The sequence below is a fragment of the Lampropedia aestuarii genome (genome assembly GCF_004803635.1).
GTDB classification, from domain to species: domain Bacteria; phylum Pseudomonadota; class Gammaproteobacteria; order Burkholderiales; family Burkholderiaceae_C; genus Lampropedia; species Lampropedia aestuarii.
Genome location: NZ_SSWX01000001.1, coordinates 216,467 through 230,271, shown reverse-complemented (window position 1 = coordinate 230,271; position 13,805 = coordinate 216,467). Strand labels below are relative to the sequence as shown.

Annotated in this window: 15 protein-coding genes; 11 read left to right on the top strand and 4 right to left on the bottom strand. The window is 54.8% G+C overall.

The window, feature by feature from the left end; genetic code table 11:
- The 8 genes from E8K88_RS00985 to erpA all read left to right on the top strand — a co-directional run bounded on the left by E8K88_RS00985 (position 1) and on the right by erpA (position 8,098).
- Entirely contained in the window at positions 1-1,347 is a 1,347-nt protein-coding gene (locus E8K88_RS00985; protein ID WP_136404764.1) for a branched-chain amino acid ABC transporter permease, read from the top strand.
- Positions 1,344-2,174 (top strand): ABC transporter ATP-binding protein, encoded by an 831-nt coding sequence (locus E8K88_RS00980; protein WP_136404763.1) that lies wholly within the window; start codon positions 1,344-1,346, stop codon positions 2,172-2,174. The genes E8K88_RS00985 and E8K88_RS00980 overlap by 4 nt, the downstream gene beginning before the upstream one ends.
- Positions 2,161-2,871 carry an ABC transporter ATP-binding protein gene (locus tag E8K88_RS00975; RefSeq protein WP_136404762.1) on the top strand — a complete coding sequence of 237 codons (711 nt, stop codon included), beginning with the start codon at positions 2,161-2,163 and terminating at the stop codon, positions 2,869-2,871. Before E8K88_RS00980 ends, E8K88_RS00975 begins: the two co-directional genes overlap by 14 nt.
- 360 nt (positions 2,872-3,231) lie before the next feature.
- Positions 3,232-5,025 (top strand): PHA/PHB synthase family protein, encoded by a 1,794-nt coding sequence (locus tag E8K88_RS00970; RefSeq protein WP_420813546.1) that lies wholly within the window; start codon positions 3,232-3,234, stop codon positions 5,023-5,025.
- 101 nt (positions 5,026-5,126) lie between these two features.
- Positions 5,127-5,864: an acetoacetyl-CoA reductase gene (gene phbB / locus E8K88_RS00965; protein ID WP_136404761.1), complete on the top strand. Its 738-nt coding sequence runs from the start codon at positions 5,127-5,129 to the stop codon at positions 5,862-5,864.
- 212 nt (positions 5,865-6,076) lie between these two features.
- The gene (locus E8K88_RS00960) at positions 6,077-6,925 is read left to right on the top strand and encodes a DUF6776 family protein (protein ID WP_136404760.1); all 849 of its coding nucleotides are present in this window, start codon (positions 6,077-6,079) and stop codon (positions 6,923-6,925) included.
- 61 nt (positions 6,926-6,986) lie between these two features.
- On the top strand, positions 6,987-7,496 hold the full coding sequence (locus E8K88_RS00955) for a bactofilin family protein (RefSeq protein WP_136404759.1): 510 nt from the start codon (positions 6,987-6,989) through the stop codon (positions 7,494-7,496).
- 233 nt (positions 7,497-7,729) lie between these two features.
- Positions 7,730-8,098 carry an iron-sulfur cluster insertion protein ErpA gene (gene erpA / locus E8K88_RS00950; RefSeq protein WP_136404758.1) on the top strand — a complete coding sequence of 123 codons (369 nt, stop codon included), beginning with the start codon at positions 7,730-7,732 and terminating at the stop codon, positions 8,096-8,098.
- An 80-nt stretch (positions 8,099-8,178) separates the two neighbouring features.
- On the opposite strand, the gene rdgB is transcribed toward erpA, so the two are convergent.
- The 4 genes from rdgB to E8K88_RS00930 all read right to left on the bottom strand — a co-directional run bounded on the left by rdgB (position 8,179) and on the right by E8K88_RS00930 (position 11,670).
- Positions 8,179-8,784: an RdgB/HAM1 family non-canonical purine NTP pyrophosphatase gene (gene rdgB / locus E8K88_RS00945; RefSeq protein WP_136404757.1), complete on the bottom strand. Its 606-nt coding sequence runs from the start codon at positions 8,782-8,784 to the stop codon at positions 8,179-8,181.
- A 78-nt stretch (positions 8,785-8,862) separates the two neighbouring features.
- Positions 8,863-9,603, bottom strand: a complete 741-nt coding sequence (gene rph, locus E8K88_RS00940) for a ribonuclease PH (protein WP_136404756.1) — start codon at positions 9,601-9,603, stop codon at positions 8,863-8,865.
- 127 nt (positions 9,604-9,730) lie between these two features.
- Complete coding sequence (locus E8K88_RS00935; protein ID WP_136404755.1) at positions 9,731-10,609, bottom strand: PP2C family protein-serine/threonine phosphatase; 879 nt, start codon at positions 10,607-10,609, stop codon at positions 9,731-9,733.
- Positions 10,610-10,659: 50 nt separating this feature from the next.
- Positions 10,660-11,670 carry a serine/threonine protein kinase gene (locus E8K88_RS00930; RefSeq protein ID WP_136404754.1) on the bottom strand — a complete coding sequence of 337 codons (1,011 nt, stop codon included), beginning with the start codon at positions 11,668-11,670 and terminating at the stop codon, positions 10,660-10,662.
- Positions 11,671-11,782: 112 nt separating this feature from the next.
- On the opposite strand from E8K88_RS00930, the gene E8K88_RS00925 reads away from it, so the two are divergent.
- The 3 genes from E8K88_RS00925 (at position 11,783) to rpoZ (ending at position 13,701) form a co-directional block, all read left to right on the top strand.
- Positions 11,783-12,697 carry a YicC/YloC family endoribonuclease gene (locus E8K88_RS00925; RefSeq protein ID WP_136404753.1) on the top strand — a complete coding sequence of 305 codons (915 nt, stop codon included), beginning with the start codon at positions 11,783-11,785 and terminating at the stop codon, positions 12,695-12,697.
- A gap of 12 nt (positions 12,698-12,709) precedes the next feature.
- Positions 12,710-13,411: a guanylate kinase gene (gene gmk / locus E8K88_RS00920; RefSeq protein ID WP_136404752.1), complete on the top strand. Its 702-nt coding sequence runs from the start codon at positions 12,710-12,712 to the stop codon at positions 13,409-13,411.
- Positions 13,412-13,497: 86 nt separating this feature from the next.
- On the top strand, positions 13,498-13,701 hold the full coding sequence (gene rpoZ / locus E8K88_RS00915) for a DNA-directed RNA polymerase subunit omega (RefSeq protein WP_136404751.1): 204 nt from the start codon (positions 13,498-13,500) through the stop codon (positions 13,699-13,701).
- Positions 13,702-13,805: the final 104 nt, after the last annotated feature.

Here is a 13,805-nt window from a genome sequence, read left to right as displayed (position 1 = left end):
ATGAATACATCCGTTTTGACTTCCACTTCCTCTTCAGGCGCCAATCCGCGCATTGGCGAGAATGTGCCCATTTTGAACAAATGGCGTGTGCTGACCTGGGCCATTTTTGCCTTGGTTTTGATTGCTGCGCCACACGTCTTTAGCAGTGGCCTGGCCTTGACCATGCTCTCGCAGATGGGTTACTTGATCATCATTTGTCTGAGCTACAACATCTTGCTGGGGCAGGGCGGCATGCTGAGCTTTGGCCATGCGGTCTATGTTGGTCTGGGCGCGTTTATTGCGATCCACGTGCTCAACAAGGTGGGGGATGGCGCGTTTGCGCTGCCGGTATCACTGATTCCCTTGGTCGGTGGCGTGGCTGGTGCCTTTTTTGCCATCTTGCTGGGCTATGTGACCACGCGCAAATCGGGCACGACCTTTGCCATGATCACACTGGGTATTGGTGAGCTGGTCGCATCGATGGCGCTGATGTTCCCCGAGTTCTTTGGCGGTGAGGGCGGTATCTCTACCGACCGAGTCGTAGGCCAGCCGTTCATGGGTATTACCTTTGGCCCTTCGATCCAGATGTACTACCTGATTGCGCTGTATTGCTTTGTCTGCACGGCCTTGATGTTCGCCTTTACCCGCACGCCATTGGGGCGCATGCTTAACGCGGTGCGTGACAATCCAGAGCGCGTCGAGTTCATTGGTTACAACACCCACAAGGTGCGCTATTTCTCCTTCATCATTGCCGGCTTTTTTGCCGGCATTGGGGGCGGTTTGATGGTGCTGCACTTTGAGATCATCACGGCGATGGACAGCCTCAATGCGATCCGCTCAGGCACGTATTTGCTGTTCACCTTCCTGGGCGGTGCGACCTTGTTTTTTGGCCCCATCATTGGTGCGGTGCTGATGGTCTTGGCGATGATTTTGCTGTCCGAGTTGACACAGGCCTGGATGCTGTATTTGGGCTTGATCTTCTTGTTCATGGTGATGTTCGCACCCGGCGGTGTGGCCAGCATCATCATGGTCAATGTGCGGGTGATCAAATTCCACCGCTTCGGGCCTCTGGTGTTGCCGTATGTGGCGCTGGCCATTACCGGATTGCTGGCTTTTTTGGGTGTGGCCGCATTGATTGAAATGATCTACCACTTGCAGATGAATGCCATCATGAGCACGCAGCTGACATTCATGCGCCAAACGCTGGATGTGGCCAACACCACGCATTGGCTGGTGGTAGGAGGCTGGACCGTGGTGACATTGGCGCTGTTTTTGTGGGCCAGGCGTGGCTTTGTGCAGCGCTGGCACCACCAGCAGGAGTTGATTGAGGCCGATATTCGCCAACTGCAGGAAGGAGTAGCTGCATGAGCCAGTCCACCCCATACGCCTTGGAATTGCGCGACTTGCGCAAAACATTTGGTAAAACTGAAATCATCCGTGGAGCCAACTTGTCGGTGCAGCAGGGTGAGCGCGTGGCCATCATTGGCCCGAACGGCGCAGGCAAGTCGACCTTGTTCAATTTGATCAGTGGCCGCTTGCTGCCATCGGGCGGTGACGTGCTGCTCAACGGCCAGCGCATCAATGGGCAAACGCCGTTCGAGATCAACCGCCTGGGTCTGGCGCGTAGCTTTCAGGTCAGCAACCTGTTCTCCAAGCTCAGCGTGTTTGAAAATTTGCGCTGTGGTTTGCTGTGGAGCTCCGGTTATAAGTACAGCTGCTGGCGCTTTCTGGCCAACTTGCACGATGCCAACCAGCGCACCGAAGAGTTGCTGCACAAACTGCATTTGGAAAAACGCCGCGATGTGTTGGCGATGAATCTGACTTACGCCGAGCAACGTGCGCTGGAGATTGGTGTGACGATTGCAGGCGGTGCCAACGTGATTTTGCTCGACGAGCCAACCGCAGGGATGAGCACCACTGAGACGTCGCACTTCATTGAGTTGATCAAAGAAGTCACGGTGGGCAAAACGCTGCTGACAGTCGAGCATGACATGGGCGTGGTGTTTGGCTTGGCCGATAAGATAGCGGTGGTCGTTTACGGCCAAGTGATTGCCTTTGATACGCCGCAGAAGGTGCGTGCCAATGCGGCCGTGCAAGAGGCCTATTTGGGCTCCACCCTGGCAGACAACCAGGCCAATGCAGTGTTGGCTGCTGACGTTTTGGAACAGGAAGGGGGTGAGCATGCTGCGCATTGACCAATTGCATGCCTACTATGGCAAAAGCCATGTATTGCATGGCGTGCAGTTCAACGTCCGCAAAGGCGAGATTCTGGCTTTGCTGGGACGCAATGGCTCAGGCCGCTCTACCACGGCCAAAGCCATTCTAGGTTTGGTGGACTGCCAAGGTGACATCGTGCTGACCCGTGCGGATGGGCAAGAGGTTAAATTGGTGGGCAAAAAACCCTATGAGATCGCCCATTTAGGCATTGGCTATGTACCAGAGAACCGGGATATTTTTCCCAAGCTCACGGTGCACCAGAACCTGATGCTTGGTGAGAAGCGCGGCCACCAATCGACACGCTGGAGTTTTGAGGATTCCTACCGTTTGTTCCCACGCTTGCGTGAACGGCAGCACACCGAGGCGGGCGTGTTGTCAGGCGGTGAGCAGCAAATGCTGGCCTTGTGCCGCGCGCTGATGGGCGATCCTGATCTGGTGGTGATCGATGAGCCCACAGAAGGTTTGGCGCCGAAAATTGTCGAGCAGGTTGGTGAGTTTTTACTCACATTGAGAGAGCGCGGCGTTTCGGTCTTGCTGATTGAGCAAAAGCTCACGATTGCATTGGAGATTGCCGATCGGTGCCTGCTGATGGGCCATGGCAGCATTGTGTTTGATGGCTCTGCCCAAGAACTCAAAGCCAATGCGGCCATTCGCAAGGAGTGGCTGGAAGTCTGATCAATTGCCGGAAATTTGTTCATGCTCTGCATGCAGATCGTGAACAGGCTCTTGAGGGGCACAAACCCTGTGCTTGGTGGTGTGAATGACCGTATCTTCACACCGCCAAGTACAGGTTTTTTTTTGCTGTCTTTTGCCAGCTTTTTGCCGTGTCTGGTTGGTGCAAGCCTGGCATCTCAAGGCGCATGCGTGCAGATTTCAGGCATTGCTGCGCGCACGTCAACAGTCGGTAACAATGGAATGGCATGGTTTGGATGGCATACTGTTTGCACATCCAGAATGAAAGTCCAGATACAGCTTTTGGCTGGATGTTTTTGATGCCACGGCTAGCATGGAGTTTTTCATGGGGAGACATCACATATGAGCGCACAAGACAATGGCCAGCCTGCACAAGTGCCTGAAGGGTGGCTGCAGATGCAGCAAGCTGCCTGGGAGCAGTGGAGCGCCTGGCTGCGGCAGAGTCAGCCTCCAGCGCAGGCACCAGCGCCAGCCGACATGCACAAGGCAGCTACCGAGTCCTTGGAGATGTGGAAGCAAATGGCCGCCCGTTTGGGCGAGCAGGCCAAGCCGGGCCAGTTTTCAATGGACCCAGAAGCCTTGCAGCAATTGCAGGCCGAATACATGGAACAAATCGGCCAGTTGATGCAACGCAAAACCTCTGAGTTGGGCGAGGTGCTGCGTTCAGACAAGCGCTTTTCCAGTGAGGGCTGGCTCAATAGTGCAGCAGCAGCATCGACTGCTGCGTTGTACAAAATCAATGCCACGGCACTGCAGAAGATGGTCGAGATCACGCAAACTGATGGCAAAAACCAAGCCCGTTTGCAGTTTGCTGTAGACCAGTGGTTGGCAGCGACCTCACCGACCAATTTTGTGGCGCTCAACCCCGATGTGCAGCGCAAGGCCATTGAGTCGCAAGGCCAGAGCATTGCCAAAGGCGTGCTCAATATGTGGCAGGACATGCAACGCGGCCATATCTCGATGACAGACGAGGCGCAGTTCGAGGTCGGCAAAAACCTCGCGATGACCCCCGGCAGCGTCGTGTTTGAGAATGCTTTTTTCCAGCTGATCGAGTACAAGCCCAGCACCGAATCCGTGTATGCGCGGCCGATGTTGCTGGTGCCACCATGCATCAACAAATACTATATTTTGGATTTGCAGCCGGGTAACTCGCTGGTCGAGTATGTGGTCGCGCAAGGCCATCGCACCTTTGTCGTGAGTTGGCGTAACCCGGACGCCTCGATGGATACCAAGACCTGGGACGACTATATCGAGCACGGCGCCATTCGTGCGATTGAGGCCGTGCAGGACATCACGGCCGCGCCCACAATCAATACGCTGGGCTTTTGTGTTGGAGGCACCATTTTGTGCACGGCACTGGCTGTCTTGGCCGCACGCTCCAAGCAAGTGGTGGAAAGCGCAACCTTGCTGACCACCTTGGTGGATTTTGCAGACACCGGTATTTTGGACATTTTCATCGATGAAAACATGGTCCAGTTCCGCGAAATGCAAATGGGCCAAAAGGGCTTGATGAAAGGCCAGGACTTGGCCACCACCTTCAGTTTTTTAAGGCCCAATGAACTGGTCTGGAATTACGTGGTCGGCAATTACCTCAAAGGCGAGACGCCGCCGCCATTTGATTTGCTGTACTGGAACAGCGATGGCACGAACTTGCCCGGTCCGTTCTATGCGTGGTATTTGCGCAATACCTACTTGGAAAACAATTTGATCGAGCCAGGCAAACTGGTGGTTTGCGGTGAGGCGATCGATTTTGGCCAAGTGCAGGTGCCAATGTACATCTACGGCTCCAAAGACGACCACATTGTGCCGATCAGGGGCGCTTATGCCAGTACGCAGATTTTCCCTGGCAAGAAGCGCTTTGTCATGGGCGCTTCTGGCCATATCGCCGGTGTGATCAATCCACCAGCCAAGGGCAAGCGCCACTACTGGACCTCAGAGCAGGCCACTTTCCCCAGCCACTGGCATGAATGGCTAGAGCAGGCTGTGCAACAGCCGGGCAGTTGGTGGCCCGATTGGGCTAAGTGGCTGGCTGGCAACGCAGGCCAGGAAGTGGCTGCCCCAAAGGCCCCCGGCAAAGCCCGGGCTTATGCAGTGATCGAGCCGGCCCCTGGCCGCTATGTCAAGCAACGCGCGTGAGCTGGGTTTGGGGGCTGCGGCGCAGGGTTTGTGCGGCCACCGCCGGATGTGAAAATTCGCTAAATTACTAGTGTTGGTTCTTACAAAAAGGAGATTTCAATATGAGTCAAAAAGTCGCTTACGTTACTGGTGGTATGGGAGGTATCGGGACTGCAATTTGCCAGCGTTTGCACCAGGAGGGCTTTAAGGTGCTGGCCGGCTGTGGTCCAAAGCGCGACTTTCAGAGCTGGTTGGCCGAGCAAAAGGCCTTGGGTTTTGAGTTTTACGCCTCGGTGGGCAATGTGGCCAACTGGGATTCGACGGTGGAGGCCTTCGAGAAGGCCAAGGCAGAGCATGGCACGATCGATGTGCTGGTGAACAACGCTGGCATCACCCGCGACAAAATGTTTGTCAAAATGACGCCAGAGGACTGGGGGGCGGTGATTGAGACCAACCTGAACTCGATGTTCAACGTGACCAAACAAGTCGTTGGGGACATGGTGGAAAAACGCTGGGGTCGTATTATCAACATCAGCTCGGTCAATGGCGCCAAGGGCCAGGCAGGGCAGACCAATTACTCAGCGGCCAAAGCCGGCATGCATGGCTTTACGATGGCGCTGGCGCAAGAGCTGGCCAGCAAGGGTGTTACCGTCAATACCGTCAGTCCTGGCTATATTGGCACCGATATGGTCAAAGCCATCCGCGAAGATGTGCTGGATAAAATTGTCGGAACGATTCCGGTCAAGCGCCTGGGTGAGCCAGGTGAAATTGCCTCGATCATTGCCTGGCTGGCCTCTAATGAGGGCGGTTACTCCACTGGGGCGGATTTCCCAGTCAATGGTGGTTTGCACATGCATTAATGATGAAGAACGCCCACAAAAAGGCGCGCAATGCGCCCTTTTGTGGGCGTGCTGCGCAAATAGGGGTTGGCACAACTGCCCGTCTGCGCTACTCTACAGAGATATTCAATACAAAGAGATCGCGGTTTTTTGCCCCGACTCTTTTTTTTGTGCTGCGTTCATGGAGGGCCAAGCCAGGCTAGGCTGCCTTCATTGATGCTTTTCTCGCCTTTATGCGCTTTCGCCTGTTTGCCAGTCGCTTTCCTGTCAATCGCCGTCGCTTGGTTGTGCGGCGGTTTTTGCCGCGTCCATTGCGCTGGTTGCTGATTGTTCTGCTGCTGGCGTTGTTGGTGCTTGCCGGTTTGGCCAGCCGCTGGGGCATCACCATGGTGGAGCGCTTTGGCAAGCAGGAACAGGCGCAGGCGCAGTTGGCGCGCTTGCAGCAGGACATGCTGGTGTTGCAGCAACAACTGCAAGCCCAGAGTGCCGAGCCTCATGAACGGCAAGAGCCCGCTACAGAGTCCAAAGAGCTTGCTGAGCCCTTGCCTTTGGCTTCTTTGGCTGATGGCTTGGCGGCAAGCAGGCAGGACTTGGAGGTGGTCGATGCATTGGCATTGGTCGATGAGGCGACACAGCAAGCGCTGCGTCAGCAGGTCAAAGAATTGCAATTGGAGAACCAGCACCTCAAAAACGAATTGCGCTTTTATGAAAACCTTTTGCCAGCTGACGACAAGGGCGACTTCTCAATCCGTGGTTTTACAGCGGAGCGGCGCAGCGAAGAGGCACTGAACTGGCAGTTGCTGTTGATGCAACTCAAGCGCGATGCCGGCACATTCAAAGGCGAGTTGGAGTGGCTTATTGTTGGTGAACTGGATGGCAAGCCTTGGCGCTTGCCGGCCAATGAACGCAGACAAGCCATCGACATGCAGAGCTATTTGCGCTTGGAGGGGCAATTGCGCATTCCTGCGCAATTGCAGCTTGGCAGCGTGACCGTCGTGGTTTGGCAAGACAAGCGAGAAAGAGCGCGCCAGTCGATTGCGTTCGATACTGATCCTGAGACAGAGACGCAAGAGTCACCATAAACGCGCTGAGCTACAGCATTCCAAACGCATAAAAATGCATATTGAAGGAGAGAGTGGAGCGATGTTTTCTAAAAACAAATTGGCAGCGATTCGCAGTCTGGTGGCCGATGGCTGCCGGATTCAAGGCGACATCACATTCAAGGATGGCATCCGCATTGATGGCGTGCTGGTAGGCAGCCTACAAGGCGAGTTGGCCGATACCAAAAACGGCAGTTTGGTGTTTGTGGCCGAGCACGGCACGGTGTCTGGTGCTATCAAGGCCGATGTGATCATCGTCAACGGCCGGGTGGAGGGGCCGATCCATGCGAGTCGCATGCTGGAGTTACAGCCCAAAGCCCGAGTCAGTGGCGATATCACCTATGCCAAGCTGGAGATGCACCAAGGTGCCTTGGTCTCAGGCTGCATGATTCCGCTCTTGCCAGTCAAGGAGTCAGTGGGCAAGGCCCTGCTGGAGACCGAGGTGGTGGCGCAAGAGAGGCCTCAGCTGGCTGGCCACAGTGAGTCCAGTCCATCGGCAACTATTGCATTGCAAGGCAGCAGTCGCCAGGTTGAAAGAGCTCAAAACGCATAGCGCGTGGGGATTCGCCGCACCCTAAGATCGTAAACACGTTCTAATGGCACCCCATGTGTTCCCTTGTCGAGGCAGCTCAAAACCAGAGACCCAGCACAGTCATCGGTTTTAGCCTAATATATCGGGTATAAACATGCTGCATACGCAGCGAATTTGCTGTTGGACGCTTGGGTTGCTGCCTCATGATTCCCATGAAGCACGCAGCGGGCAGTCTTCAGCTTTGGAGAAAATCGATGAATGCAGTCGCAGAGTTATCCACCACCACCGAGTTGCCAACCCCTATTGTTTTCACGGATTCAGCTGCTGCCAAAGTGGCCGACCTGATTGCCGAAGAAGGCAATCCTGATTTGAAGCTGCGTGTATTTGTGCAAGGGGGTGGTTGCTCAGGTTTCCAATATGGTTTCACTTTTGATGAAATCACCAATGAAGATGACACGACCATGACTAAAAATGGCGTGTCCTTGCTGATTGACGCAATGAGCTACCAATACTTGCTCGGCGCAGAGATTGATTACAAAGAAGACCTGCAGGGCGCGCAGTTTGTGATCAAAAACCCCAATGCCACGACCACTTGCGGTTGTGGCTCCAGCTTCTCGACCTGAGTTGCTGCGCTCGGAATAAAAAATGCGACCCTTAGGGTCGCGTTTTCTTTGGGCTTGACGATTTGCGCGAGCCCTGCGCTTTAAGCTGCTGCCCAGTACTGCGCGACGAGTTCGACCATTTGGCGTGATGAACGACCGCGGTGGCTATACTGGTTTTTTGTGGCCTCGGACAGCTCTGCAAAGGTGCAGCCAAGCTCAGGCACGATCAATACCGGGTCAAAACCAAAGCCGTTATTGCCCTGTCGCTGTCTGGCAATTTCCACCCGCACCTTGCCAACGGCGATCAAAGGCTCTGGATCGGCGGCTGAACGCACGCCGACCAGCGTGCTGACCATATAGGCGCCACGCTGGTCGATGTGCTGCATTTGCTCCAGCAAGGCTTGCACATTGTTGTCATTGCTTTTTGGATAGCCAAATTGCGTGCAGTAGTAGGCAGTTTGTACGCCCGGCAGGCCGCCGAAAGCATCGACGCACAGCCCTGCATCGTCTGCGATGGCAGGCAGGCCAGTATGGTGTGCGGCAAAGCGGGCTTTGGCTAACGCATTCTCTACAAAAGTGTCAAACGGCTCTTCAGCCTCGCCCTGGAATAATTGGCCTTGTGCAATGATATCAAAGCCAAGCGGTGCAAATAGCGCTTGTAACTCGACCAGCTTGCCTTGGTTGTTGGATGCTAAAACGATTTTCATAATGGAGTCGGGCAGGGCGCCTGCAACGGATTCTTGTTGTGCTGCGGGGCCAGCCCGTATGGGCCGGGTTGGGGGAGATCAGCTTGCCAGGGCTTGCGTTTGCAAGTCAATCAGCTTGGCTATGCCAGCGCTGGCCAAGTCCAGCATGGTGTCCATTTCCTGGCGCGAGAATGCCTGGCCTTCGGCTGTGCCTTGAACTTCGACGAAATGGCCACTGGCGGTCATGACCACATTCATGTCGGTGTCACAGGCAGAGTCCTCGACATATTCCAGATCCAGCAGTGCCTGGCCATCCAGCATGCCGACAGAGATCGCTGCCACGGCTTCGCGGATGGGTGATTGGCTGATGCGCTTGTTCTTGAGCAGCCAAGTGACCGCGTCGTGGGCTGCAATGTAGGCGCCGGTGATGGCCGCTGTGCGCGTGCCTCCATCAGCTTGCAGCACATCGCAGTCCAGGTGAATCGTATGCTCGCCCAGCAGTTTTAGATCAAACACCGAGCGCAGTGAACGGCCAATCAGCCTTTGGATTTCCTGTGTTCGGCCAGTCTGTTTGCCTTTGGCTGCCTCGCGCGCGCCACGCGTGTGGGTGGCGCGTGGCAGCATGCCGTATTCAGCCGTCACCCAGCCCTCGCCTGAACCTTTTTTGTGCGGCGGGACTTTTTCTTCGACCGAGGCGGTGCAGAGTACACGTGTATTGCCAAAACTGATCAGTACCGAGCCTTCAGCGTGGATCGTGTAGTTTCTGATGATCTCTACGGCTCTGAGCGATTGCGCAGAGCGCCCTTGTGGACGTGTGAATGGTGTGCTTGGAGTCGTCATGCAGGTATCTGAAAATCAATAGGTGAGAGAGAGGGCTTGGCGTGGACCAATTGCCAACGCCAGCTCGAAGGCCATGCGGTTGCGCTGTCTGGAGCCAGCTTTGCAATGTGCGTGCTTGCCGTGCAGCTTATGGTGTGTTGCCCGGCTTGCTTTTGCTCAATGCTTGGTTGATGTCATCGAGGCTTTGCTCGATGGCCGAGTCGTCCAGTAAATCGCCGGTGATGGTGGAGGTGAAATCCTCATCGTAGGCATAGTACTCTTCTGCCGGAATCGTTATCTGCGCCTCTTCTTCCCAATGTGCGGCAATCAGCGTGATGTTGTCACTGTGCTTGCCAGCTGCGGCGTAGGCATAATCCACGAGGATTGGACCGGCGTGGTCCACTGGGCCACTGACCAGGCGGGTCACAATGTCCTCTTCACGCAGCGGACCCCACAGCCCGTCCGAGCACAGCAGCACACGGTCGCCCAGGCTCAATGCAGTGCTGGCGCTGAGATCGTAAATCGGTCGGGTGGGGGAGCCCAGACAGGTGAACAGCACATTGCGGTTCATCTCGCCGACTTTGGTCAGAATCGAGTCGCGCAACTCCGAGTACGAGTGGTCACGGGTGCGCAGCACCAGAGTGGATGCGCGTGCAATATACAGGCGCGAGTCGCCACAATGAATCCATTGGATATAGCCGTTTTGGATGACTGCGGCCACAAGCGTGGTGCGCGGTGAATCGGGCATGGCCTTGTCAATCGCATAGCGCAGAATTTGTCGGTGTGCAGTCAGCAGGCTGGATTCGAGAAAATGCCCAACATTCTCAAGGGTGGGCTGGGCTTGTTTCTTGAACAGCGTGGCCATGGTTTGCAGTGCAATTTCTGCCGCAATCTCGCCTTCTGGGTGGCCGCCCATGCCGTCAGCAAGAACAAATAACGCGGACTCTTGCGTAAAACAGTAGCCCATGCGGTCTTCATTTTTTTGACGACCACCTTGGTGACTGGTTTGAAAGACGGAAAATTTCATGAAGCTTGTACAAAGGTATTAGAGCGCAATTGCCAAAGGCAAGTGCTGAGTTATTTGGCGTCTTTTTTGTTGCCGCTAACTAGGGTGCTGATTTGCATGCGCATTTTTTCTGCCATGCTCATTTTCGAATAGCGTAATTCGGACTCATGTGCGAGTTCTTTTTGCAGCGAGAACACCGATTGCGGACGCGCCAGAGGGTCGAGCGCCATGCACCACTCGACGACCTGAATCAGGTTGTCAGAGTAGATGTTGCGGATGCGGCTCAGTGACAGCGACAAGCGGTCTTTTTCGGTGCGCTGTGGTACATCATTGGGGGGCACGCCCAGCATGCAGGCATAAATGCAGGCGCCAATCGCGTAGATGTCTGTCCACGGACCCAGAGCGCCATCGCGCTTGTACATTTCGGGGGCGGCAAAGCCTGGCGTATACATGGGCCGGACAAAATTGCCCTCTTTGGACAAAACTTCACGCGCAGCGCCAAAATCAATCAGGACGGCCTTGTCGTCATCGGTGACGAAAATATTGGCCGGCTTGATGTCCAGATGCAGCATCTTGTGTTGGTGAACGATGCGTAAACCCCGCAAAATTTCATCAAATAGTGAACGTATCGTGGATTCTCGAAATACCTTGCGGCTATCGGGGTTGCGTGCTGTCACAATGAACTCTTGCAAGGTCGAGCCTTCCAGGTGGTTCATGACCATGTAGACGGTCTCGTTCTCGCGAAAAAAATTCAATACCCCCACTACGGAGTCGTGCGAAATTTGCGCCAGTGAGCGGCCTTCTTCAAAGAAGCTTTTCAGCCCCAGGCGGTAGAGGGACATTTTTTCTGGTGCCACCTGAGGAACCAGCTCACCAGGCGCGCGGGTGACCAGGGACCCTGGTAGGTATTCTTTAATGGCCACAGGATGGCCAGTGGGGCTGACGGCAAAATAAACGACACCGAAGCCACCAGAAGAGATGCGATGCAGCAAGCGGTATTCGCCCACCTTGGTGTTGGGTGGCAGCGGAGTGGGCTTGGGTTTGGGGGGCGTGTTCGCGCTGTTCGCTTGAGGCTGGGACATTGCTAAATGTCAATTAGATGATTATTAGGCAGCTTGCACAGGCGATAATAGCGCTATTTAAGCCAAATTCAAGAATGTTTGAAGATGGCCTGCGAGAAGGATTTCGTCATTTATGGCAGTTTACAGTATGACTGGCTTTGCTTCTGGGCAAGTCGAGCCACAAGACAATGCCGAGCAGCTCACGCTGGGATTCGAGATCAGAAGTGTTAATAGCCGTTTCTTGGACCTCGTTTTCAAGCTGCCCGAAGCCTTGAAGTCCGTGGAGTCGCAGTTTCGCCAAATGCTGGTGGATGAGCTCAGTCGCGGCAAAATCGAGGTGCGTGTGTTTGTGCGTCAATCCAGGCCGATAGCCGGTTCGGTGGTTGATTCTGCTGCAATTCAGCATCTGCTCAATCAGCAAGAGATGGTTTTGGCCTGGATGCCGCAAGCGCGAGCCTTGTCGGTGGCTGAAGTGATTGAATTGCAGGCCCGCATGAAGGGCTCCGATGGCGCAGAGGATGCGATCGAGTGGAGTGACGCGGCGGCCAAGGCGTTTGGGCAGTGCATTGCGCAGCTCAAGGCTGCACGTGCGACAGAAGGGGCGCGACTCAAGGCGGTTTTGGATGACAAGATAGAGGCTTTGCGTGACGCAGTTCACAAGGCTGGCCCGTTGATTCCTGCGGCAGTCGAGCAGCATAAGGCCAAGTTCATGGAGCGCTGGAGCGAGATGCTCGCATCCTCCAAGGACACGGTTTCACTGGACCTGCAAGCGATGGAGCAGCGTGCGATTGCCGAATTGACCGCTTATGCGATTCGCATTGATGTGGCTGAAGAACTCGCGCGCTTGCAGGCCCATTTGGATGAAATCACCAGCTTGCTCAAAAAGGGGGGCGCAATTGGCAAGCGTTTGGACTTCCTGATCCAAGAGCTGCACCGCGAGGCCAATACGCTGGGCAGCAAATCGGCCTCTTTGGAGCTCAGCCGCATCAGCATGGAAATGAAAGTGCTCGTCGAGCAAATGCGTGAACAGGTTCAAAATATTGAGTAAGAGAGATTTGACATGTCGAGTCATACAACAAACGATTCATTGAGCCACCAGGCCGCTGTGGCGCAGCCAGAGCCTAGTTTGCAAGACCATTATCCAGGCAGTTTGTTTGTCGTTGCAGCGCCAAGTGGTGCGGGCAAGTCCAGTTTGGTCAAGGCCTTGCTGGAGTTGGATACGCGTGTGCACCCAACGGTCTCGCATACGACCCGCGGGCCACGTGGACAGGAAAAGCACGGGCGCGAATATTTTTTCATCTCCAGCGATGAATTCGATGCCATGGTTGCCAACGATGCTTTCATCGAATGGGCCAATGTGCATGGCAATCGCTATGGCACGGCCAAGAAAGCCGTCGAAGACCGCATTGCCCAGGGTGCCGATGTGGTGCTTGAAATTGATTTTCAAGGCGCGATGCAGGTCAAGAAGATTTTTGCCAATGCCGTGCTGATCTTCATTTTGCCACCTAGCTTGGAAGAGTTGCGCGCACGCTTGGAGCGTCGTGGGGAAGACAAGCTCGATGTGATCGATTTGAGAATGCGCAATGCCTGTATCGAAATGGCACAGGCAGAAAACTTCGACTACGTTATAATCAACGAGGTTTTTGAGCGCGCTGTTTTCGATCTGAAAAGTGTCGTTCACTCGCAACGCCTGCGTTATCCAGCACAGCAAAGAGCCAGGGCCGATGTCTTTAACGCATTGGGCATCGTGGCCAAGGGCTAGGCTGGTTGATTTGGCGTGTCGTTGAGGTGGGCGATTTTTTTTGGCTGGCGCTGCGCCGCTCTGTATCAATCATTGAGAAAGAAGTTATGGCACGTATTACCGCTGAAGACAGTCTTCAAAATATCCCCAATCGTTTTCAGCTGGTGCTGGCAGCCACTTATCGCGCCCGCATGATCAACCAAGGCCATACGCCCAAAATTGAAACCAGCAACAAAGCCGCTGTGACTGCTTTGCGTGAAATTGCCGATGGCAAGACAGGCATTGAAATGCTGCGTAAAGTGCCGGTCTAATTTGGACGGTTGCTGCGGGCCCTGCATGTGGGCTTTTGGGCCCGCTTTGGCAGTCAAACGATAGATGAAACAAAGCACCCCTTTGGGGTGTTTTGTTTTTTCCC

What these genes read in the sequence shown, in the direction of transcription:
- rpoZ (WP_136404751.1), top strand. Translation starts at nt 13,498, where the DNA reads ATGGCACGTATTACCGCTGAAGACAGTCTTCAAAATATCCCCAATCGT.
- gmk (WP_136404752.1), top strand. Translation starts at nt 12,710, where the DNA reads ATGTCGAGTCATACAACAAACGATTCATTGAGCCACCAGGCCGCTGTG.
- E8K88_RS00985 (WP_136404764.1), top strand. Translation starts at nt 1, where the DNA reads ATGAATACATCCGTTTTGACTTCCACTTCCTCTTCAGGCGCCAATCCG.
- rdgB (WP_136404757.1), bottom strand. Translation starts at nt 8,784, where the DNA reads ATGAAAATCGTTTTAGCATCCAACAACCAAGGCAAGCTGGTCGAGTTA.
- E8K88_RS00930 (WP_136404754.1), bottom strand. Translation starts at nt 11,670, where the DNA reads ATGTCCCAGCCTCAAGCGAACAGCGCGAACACGCCCCCCAAACCCAAG.
- phbB (WP_136404761.1), top strand. Translation starts at nt 5,127, where the DNA reads ATGAGTCAAAAAGTCGCTTACGTTACTGGTGGTATGGGAGGTATCGGG.
- E8K88_RS00975 (WP_136404762.1), top strand. Translation starts at nt 2,161, where the DNA reads ATGCTGCGCATTGACCAATTGCATGCCTACTATGGCAAAAGCCATGTA.
- E8K88_RS00955 (WP_136404759.1), top strand. Translation starts at nt 6,987, where the DNA reads ATGTTTTCTAAAAACAAATTGGCAGCGATTCGCAGTCTGGTGGCCGAT.
- E8K88_RS00970 (WP_420813546.1), top strand. Translation starts at nt 3,232, where the DNA reads ATGAGCGCACAAGACAATGGCCAGCCTGCACAAGTGCCTGAAGGGTGG.
- E8K88_RS00935 (WP_136404755.1), bottom strand. Translation starts at nt 10,609, where the DNA reads ATGAAATTTTCCGTCTTTCAAACCAGTCACCAAGGTGGTCGTCAAAAA.
- erpA (WP_136404758.1), top strand. Translation starts at nt 7,730, where the DNA reads ATGAATGCAGTCGCAGAGTTATCCACCACCACCGAGTTGCCAACCCCT.
- E8K88_RS00925 (WP_136404753.1), top strand. Translation starts at nt 11,783, where the DNA reads ATGGCAGTTTACAGTATGACTGGCTTTGCTTCTGGGCAAGTCGAGCCA.
- E8K88_RS00960 (WP_136404760.1), top strand. Translation starts at nt 6,077, where the DNA reads ATGCGCTTTCGCCTGTTTGCCAGTCGCTTTCCTGTCAATCGCCGTCGC.
- rph (WP_136404756.1), bottom strand. Translation starts at nt 9,603, where the DNA reads ATGACGACTCCAAGCACACCATTCACACGTCCACAAGGGCGCTCTGCG.
- E8K88_RS00980 (WP_136404763.1), top strand. Translation starts at nt 1,344, where the DNA reads ATGAGCCAGTCCACCCCATACGCCTTGGAATTGCGCGACTTGCGCAAA.